This is a genomic window from Synechococcus sp. H60.3 (assembly GCF_047462295.1).
Lineage (GTDB): Bacteria > Cyanobacteriota > Cyanobacteriia > Thermostichales > Thermostichaceae > Thermostichus.
Window position 1 is genome coordinate 1,418 of the sequence record NZ_JANSIY010000125.1, and the last position, 5,186, is coordinate 6,603.

The window sequence follows — 5,186 nt, forward strand, 5'->3', positions numbered from 1 at the left end:
GCTTGACGAAACTGCTGGTCAATGATGGTCTCTAATCTCTGCCTTAGCTGGGAGTTGTACCAAGTTTCATCAATGCGATTGAACACATAAAAAACTCGATCGCGAATACTTTCGCTACTTTGGATGTGCTCAATGAGTTCTGTTTCTTCTTTAGTCAGCTCACCTGTTGTAGCACACTTGAGGACACAGACAACTGCGGAAGTGTTTGGATCGGCAATTTTTTGATAGGTGCGCTCGGCATCCGCTTTAACCGGAGCATCAATTCCAGGGGTATCGACAATAACGTTTCCGTCTTCTAATAGAGGATGATGGCAGTAGTACTCAATCTTCCGCAGAACTGCACTATTGGCACCGCGCCGCGCAAAACTGGCCGCTTCTCTTAGGTTGCCAAGGTTAAGCTGTTCCATCGAAAATACTCTGTTTTCGGTTGGGTGAATTCTGGCGCGGTTTTGCTGGAAACCTTCAATTAATAAGCGCAGCGCATCTGCCTGCTTTGCTCGTTCCGACTTACTTTTGCCGCCCTCCTGCTGAACAATGGCCTCAGCCTGCTCTTTTAGGCGATTGAGGGTGACTTCCTCTAGGTTGTTGCCGCTGGGTAGGGCTAAGCCCAAGCGAGTGCAGAAGGCAGCCATCTGTTCCTGCACCTGCCGCTCGCTGAGGAAGGTGAGTACTACCCTCTCGGCGGCAGGCTCTGCATAGGAGATGTAGCACTCTGTCCCTGTGGCGTGTCCTTCAGCGCTATAGAGAAGCTCCCTTTCTAACAAGGCGTTGATCAGCATCGACTTGCCAGCGCTAAAAGCACCGGCAAAGACAATCTCAAAAGTTGGAGAAATAGCCTTGCTTAGTGAAGCCTGAACTCGGGTTGTATCTTGCTTTGTTGAGAGCGTGGGATCCTGCTGCCAAAGGTTTAGAATCGTTTCAACATGCTCCCGTAAGTTCTCACACTGAGGCAAGAGTTGCACAGCCATCTCAGGGACCTCCGCTAGGGCTGGGGAGATTATAACAACGCCCTCAGCCTCGGGCGTGAGATCCCTATACTACTTTTCTTCCGACGGGGCCCTAGCTTGCTAGGGCAAAGAGGTCACTCCACTCCCGCCTGGGAACGCCGGGCTTAGCGATGATCTCGAAGATGCGGTTTTTTGCTGCCGGCTGGAACAGGCTTTCAACAGCCACTTGAGCTACCTTGAGGCGAGGGATGCTGCCCTCAAAGAGAGTGTCAGCCTGGGAGAGGACAATGCCATCCTCGTTGTCCTGGTTTTTCAGGCCCCCTGGCCGAATGATGGTGTAGGTGAGGCCGCTTTTTTGCAGGTATTCTTCGGCTCGTTTTTTCCACACCAAGATCAGCCAAAACAGGTTGAGGGGATGGAACAACTGGGACACGCATAGAGAAGAAATCAAAACAAAGTGTTGGATCCCTTGGGCTTTGGCCACATCCACTAAGTTCTTGGTGCCTTCATAATCCACTCGGTAAGGCAGAAAGGGATCCCAACTGGGCCTAGCTCCTGTAGCACAGAGTACCACCGTGCATCCCTCCATGCCGGCCCTTAGTGTGGCCGGGTCCAGCACATCTCCCACCACCACTTCTGCTTCGGGGGGCAAAACCTGTGCGGCCAGCTCGCGGCTGCGCACCAGCGCCCGTACCGGGATGCCGCGGCCCACCAACTCTTTGACGATGCGCCGCCCCGTTTCTCCCGTAGCCCCTGCAACAAAAGCCTTCATCTTCTCCCTTTGCCTAGGTTGGCTGTAGTTGTACCAGCTCTTGGGTTGGCCCTGCCAGAACCATTATCCAATCCGCCCAGAGCGGAATGGTAGGGATCCCAAAGCGCAACGAATAGCCCCAACCTGCTGGTGAAGCAAGTTACGGGGGAGTAGCCGGTGGACTTCTATTGAAGCGGCTTGGCTACATCTCCCACCTTAAAGCCAGAGCCGCTGAGAATGCGGCCCACACTGGATCCCTGATCCACCTCTGTCAGTTGAATTTGGCCAGCTGGCTCGGTCAATTTGCGCAGGACTGCTCCTGTGGCCGGATCCTTAACCTCGCGAACGACGCGCTCCACAGAAAGGATCAATCCCACGCGATAGCCGTCGCGGCTGCCTTTGTTCAAGATCACCTGATTGCCGTAGACATCCGCCACCAAGGCATCCACCGTCGGCAAAGAGCGGGGCTGGGCCGCCAAGCGACTGGCAAAACCGGCCAACTGCTGGGCAATTTGCTCCACCGCCTGCTGGCTGGCCAAAACCAGCAGCTTTTCTTCGTTGCTGGTGGCGGATCCCCCGCCAAAGCCGGCAACCGTGACCGTACTATCCGACTGGCTGGCGTTGCCCCGGCCCTCGACCACGGCCAAGATCTCGGCCGTGCTGGTGCTCACCAGGCGGGCATTGAGCTGCACGTTGGCATCGGCATCCACCGACTCGGCCCCCACCGCCAGCGGAAAGCTGCCGAAGGGGGTTAAGACCGGCGCCCCACCGCCGGAACGGCGCACCGACACATCGAACTGGGTAACACTGCCGAGGATCACCGCATCGACCCCGAGGATCCGGCCCACCTGAGCGGCGGTGTTGGCATCCAACCGCCCCGATAGCCCCAAGTTCTGCTCGGCCAAGATCGCGTCCAGCCGCGAGCGCTCGATAACAGAAAAAGTGCCATCTCTCACCAGCCGATCCACCAGCAGATCGCTCACCCCCCGGGAAGCCTCGCGCAGGCTGTAGGAATTGCTGAGGCTGCTGAAATCAAAATCCAAAACCGCAACGCGCGGGCGAGTGCTGGGTTGAGGCGCTTGTCCTACCTGGCTGGGGGCAGAGAGATTGCAGCGAAGGTCTTGGGGAAACTTCTGGCACAGCTCCGGATTGGTGGATTGGGCAGCCACTGGGATCCCCGTCCAACCCAAGCTCAGCAGCGGGATCCCGAACAACAAGATGGAAGAGAGGTTGCGCATGATTGAGCGATCTCCTGGATCGAGGAGGTGGCCACAGTCCATTCTTAGCTTGCACCCAAAAGAGCTTCCGGGGGAGGATGACCAATGTCACCTGGCCGCCTGTTCCAGAAGATGTCCTATACTCTACCGACTTCGAGGCCTTTGGGAAAAGGGATGAAGAGGGTTTGCACAGAGGAGTTGACAGATCTCAACAGTTAAGGTTGGGCAGAGACGCTCGCCCTTTGTAAGTTGCCGGAAAAGCTTGACCCAATTGGGCCAGGTTCAGAACGGGATCGAGCGTGCAAGCCCAGTGCTAGCCTAGTAAAGCTGTGTTTTTGTACAAGCTATGCCTGTTCCCAAGAAGAAAACCTCCAAAGCCCGCAGTCGCAGGCGGTATGCTGTCTGGCTGGGCAAAGCCAAGCTGCAGGCCCAGCGGGCGATGACCATTGGGCGCGCCATTCTCAGCGGTCGCAACACCGGCTTCTACTACCCCAAAGCCAAGTCCGAAGAAGAGGAGGGAGAAGAATAAAGCCCGGCAGCAGGGATCCTGGTTTACATTGGGGTCAGGCTCTCTTGAGAGCTGTTCTGCTGCCTCCCGGTCTTGGTTGTTTAGCGACTGGCATGCGCTCGTTGACCTCTCTTACCTACTACCAGCGGCTGGGCCTGTCTCCAGGGGCATCTCCTGAGGCCATTCGGCGGGCCTACCGGCAGTTGAGCAAACGCTACCATCCCGACACTTCTCCTCTGGCGCCAGAGGTGGCGATTCGTTGCTTCCAAGAACTCCAGGAAGCCTACCTTGTCCTCAGCAACCCGGCGAAACGGGCCATCTACGATGCCAGCCTGCGGGCGGTGACGGTCGAAACGGGATCCCTCAACGGGAGGGGATCCCTTCATACGGATTCTCTCGAGCTGCGCATGGAAACCCGGCCTCTCTCGGCGGGCGAGCTCTGTGCCCTGCTGCTGATGGGATCCACCTTCGTGGCGTGTTTGGTGTTGGCGGTTGCTTTGGCCTGGCTACGGGAGGGCGGGGTGGGCTAACCAACTCCGGTTGCTTGGGGATGAGGTTCAGACAAAGCGCTCGGAGCTTCCCACGGATCAAGTGCTTGAATGGAATAGGCTGTTAACTTTTGTCTAGTTTGACGGCTTCTCTGCGCGCGTTTGAATCTCACCATGCCTTTGCCCCCTGCCACCACACCTCTCTACAATCACCCGCTCCACGCCATCGAACGCTGGCTGGAGGAGCAAGGCTGCACCCGCGACCCAAAGGATGTGGAGCAATGGTTTTGCGAGCGGCCGGGCTGGAAAGCCTGCCTGCGCCTAGAAGAGACCAGCATCTGGGTGCGCTACACCTACCCGGATGGCAACACGAAAACCCTGTCTTTCCCCTACTCCCTCAGCCGCCAGGATGTAGAACAGGCCATTTTTGAGGACTAGCCGGCCATGCGCATTCTGCAACTGCCTGCCCTGCGCGACAACTACATCTATCTGCTCTACGATCCCGAGACGGCAACGGCGGCGGTGGTGGATCCGGCAGTGGCCGAGCCGGTGCTGGACAAATTGGCCGAGCTGGGGGCGGAGCTGGTGGCCATCTTCAACACCCACCACCACCACGACCATGTGGGGGGCAACCTGCAACTTTTGGCCCGCTACCCCCGCGCCGTCGTCTACGGCAGCCAGGTGGATCGAGGGCGGATCCCTGGCCAGACGGTGGAGCTGCAGGCGGGGGAGACGGTGGAATTTGCGGGCCGGCAGGCGAAGGTGTTGTTTGTGCCCGGCCATACGCGGGGACATGTTGCCTACTACTTCCCCGAAAGCGGGGATCTCTTCTGTGGCGATACTCTGTTTGCTGGGGGATGCGGGCGGCTCTTTGAGGGCACCCCAGAGCAAATGCTGGGATCCCTGGATCAACTGCGCCAGTTACCTGAACCGACGCGGGTGTGGTGTGCCCACGAATACACCTTGAACAACCTCAAGTTTGCCTTGACGGTGGATGGGGACAACCCGGATCTGCAGGCGCGCTATCAGCAGGTGGTGGCGCTGCGCCAGGCGGGATCCCCGACGGTGCCCAGCACCATTGGCGAAGAGCGCCGCACCAATCCTTTTTTGCGCTGGGATCAGCCGGCTCTGCAGGCGGCCACCGGCGTTCAAGATCCGGTGCGGGTTTTTGCCCGGCTGCGGGGTATGAAGGATCAGTTATGAACTACCCCACCGCGTAGGCGGGTGGGGTTTCCTCACCCGCTTGGCAGCAGAGCTTTTGTCTCTTCTTCTGCC

Annotated in this window: 7 protein-coding genes; 4 read left to right on the plus strand and 3 right to left on the minus strand. The window is 58.0% G+C overall.

Annotation, left to right across the window (positions count from 1 at the left end):
- From NW841_RS11190 to NW841_RS11200, 3 genes are all read right to left on the minus strand, one after another.
- A partial coding sequence (locus NW841_RS11190; protein ID WP_414386434.1) for a dynamin family protein occupies nt 1-968 on the minus strand: 968 nt, incomplete at its 3' end.
- A gap of 91 nt (nt 969-1,059) precedes the next feature.
- Entirely contained in the window at nt 1,060-1,719 is a 660-nt protein-coding gene (locus NW841_RS11195; protein WP_414386435.1) for an SDR family oxidoreductase, read from the minus strand.
- A 164-nt stretch (nt 1,720-1,883) separates the two neighbouring features.
- Nucleotides 1,884-2,936, minus strand: coding sequence for a CsgG/HfaB family protein (locus tag NW841_RS11200; RefSeq protein ID WP_414364222.1), 1,053 nt, complete (start codon nt 2,934-2,936; stop codon nt 1,884-1,886).
- Nucleotides 2,937-3,261: 325 nt separating this feature from the next.
- On the opposite strand from NW841_RS11200, the gene NW841_RS11205 reads away from it, so the two are divergent.
- From NW841_RS11205 to gloB, 4 genes are all read left to right on the plus strand, one after another.
- On the plus strand, nt 3,262-3,444 hold the full coding sequence (locus NW841_RS11205; RefSeq protein WP_011430004.1) for a 50S ribosomal protein L32: 183 nt from the start codon (nt 3,262-3,264) through the stop codon (nt 3,442-3,444).
- A gap of 92 nt (nt 3,445-3,536) precedes the next feature.
- Nucleotides 3,537-3,953, plus strand: a complete 417-nt coding sequence (locus tag NW841_RS11210; RefSeq protein WP_414364221.1) for a J domain-containing protein — start codon at nt 3,537-3,539, stop codon at nt 3,951-3,953.
- Nucleotides 3,954-4,085: 132 nt separating this feature from the next.
- The gene (locus tag NW841_RS11215) at nt 4,086-4,349 is read left to right on the plus strand and encodes a DUF3143 domain-containing protein (RefSeq protein ID WP_414335177.1); all 264 of its coding nucleotides are present in this window, start codon (nt 4,086-4,088) and stop codon (nt 4,347-4,349) included.
- A 6-nt stretch (nt 4,350-4,355) separates the two neighbouring features.
- Nucleotides 4,356-5,114: a hydroxyacylglutathione hydrolase gene (gene gloB / locus NW841_RS11220; RefSeq protein ID WP_414386436.1), complete on the plus strand. Its 759-nt coding sequence runs from the start codon at nt 4,356-4,358 to the stop codon at nt 5,112-5,114.
- Nucleotides 5,115-5,186: the final 72 nt, after the last annotated feature.

Excerpts from the sequence above, each read along its gene's own strand:
- NW841_RS11205 (WP_011430004.1), top strand. The coding sequence starts at position 3,262 with ATGCCTGTTCCCAAGAAGAAAACCTCCAAAGCCCGCAGTCGCAGGCGG.
- NW841_RS11195 (WP_414386435.1), bottom strand. The coding sequence starts at position 1,719 with ATGAAGGCTTTTGTTGCAGGGGCTACGGGAGAAACGGGGCGGCGCATC.
- NW841_RS11215 (WP_414335177.1), top strand. The coding sequence starts at position 4,086 with ATGCCTTTGCCCCCTGCCACCACACCTCTCTACAATCACCCGCTCCAC.
- gloB (WP_414386436.1), top strand. The coding sequence starts at position 4,356 with ATGCGCATTCTGCAACTGCCTGCCCTGCGCGACAACTACATCTATCTG.
- NW841_RS11210 (WP_414364221.1), top strand. The coding sequence starts at position 3,537 with ATGCGCTCGTTGACCTCTCTTACCTACTACCAGCGGCTGGGCCTGTCT.
- NW841_RS11200 (WP_414364222.1), bottom strand. The coding sequence starts at position 2,936 with ATGCGCAACCTCTCTTCCATCTTGTTGTTCGGGATCCCGCTGCTGAGC.